Here is a 1,340-nt window from a genome sequence, read left to right on the forward strand (position 1 = left end):
GCCGACGCCCGCACTCTCGCTTTCGCCAACGGGCTCGACCTGGTTGAGGACGACGGGCTGCTGGAAGAGGTGTCCGGGCTGGTCGAATGGCCGGTCGTGCTGATGGGCGAGTTCGAGGAGGCTTTCCTGGCCATTCCGGCCGAGGTGATCCGGCTGACCATCCGCGCCAACCAGAAGTGCTTTGTCACGCGGCCGCAGGGTGTCGACGATGCGCTTTCCAACCGCTTCATCCTCACGGCCAACATCGAGGCCAAGGATGGCGGCAAGGAGATCGCCCACGGCAACGGCAAGGTGGTGCGCGCCCGTCTGTCCGACGCGCTTTATTTCTGGACGACCGATCAGGGCGATTTGCCTGATCTTGACCAGCTTGAAGCATCGGCGGAAAAGTTCGGGCTCGATCTGAAGAAACCGCTCGACCAGCGCATGGCCCGCCTCGACCATCTCGCCGTCACCTTTCACGCCAAGCTTGGCACGCAGGGCGAGCGGGTGGAGCGGATTGCCCGGCTTGCCGAGGAACTGGCGCCGATCGTCGGCGCCGATCCCGCACTGGCGCACCGTGCGGCTGTCTTAGCCAAGGCCGATCTCACCACTGAAGTCGTCGGCGAGTTCCCCGAGCTGCAAGGCGCAATAGGGCGCAAATATGCATTGCTGCAGGGCGAGCATGCTTCGGTCGCGGCAGCCATTGAGGAACACTACAAGCCACAAGGCCCATCCGACCGCGTACCGAGCGATCCGGTTTCGATCACCGTGGCACTTGCCGACAAGCTCGACACGCTGGCCGGCTTCTGGGCCATCGACGAAAAGCCGACCGGGTCGAAGGACCCCTATGCTTTGCGTCGAGCGGCGCTGGGTGTGGTGAGGATCATACTGGAAAACAGGATCAGGCTTTCCCTGGGTGTCGCCATTGCAGCGACGGTGGCCTCGGCGCTCGCCGCATATGAACGGTTCGGTGAGGGGGTTGAGAGCCGTGGTGTGGTCACGATGCTCGATTCCCGCATTCGCGAGTACAAGGGGGCAAGCCAGCTGTTGTCGGAAGCCGGCTTGATCTCCAGATTGTTGAAGGGCGGCTTGGCCAACGCAAATTCGGAAACCTTCGGCTCCGCCGATCAGGAACGAGAGTTCTTCGATGGCCAGCGTATGATGGAGTTGGAAGCATCGCTTTCGCCATTCGTTGCCGATCTCGTCGCCTTCTTCCACGACCGCTTGAAGGTCTACCTCCGTGACCAGGGTGCACGCCACGATCTGATTGATGCGGTCATCACACCGCAGTCCGATGACCTGCTGCAGATCGTCCGCCGCGTCGAGGCGCTGGGCTCCTTCCTCGATACAGAGGACGGCAA

General features: G+C 62.5%; 1 protein-coding gene. It reads left to right on the forward strand.

What is annotated here, in order from left to right; genetic code table 11:
• The coding region (glyS, locus tag EN993_RS35870) for a glycine--tRNA ligase subunit beta (RefSeq protein ID WP_127266247.1) at positions 1-1,340 on the forward strand (1,340 nt) is incomplete at both ends.

Source organism: Mesorhizobium sp. M7D.F.Ca.US.004.01.2.1 (assembly GCF_003997785.1).
Lineage (GTDB): Bacteria > Pseudomonadota > Alphaproteobacteria > Rhizobiales > Rhizobiaceae > Mesorhizobium > Mesorhizobium loti.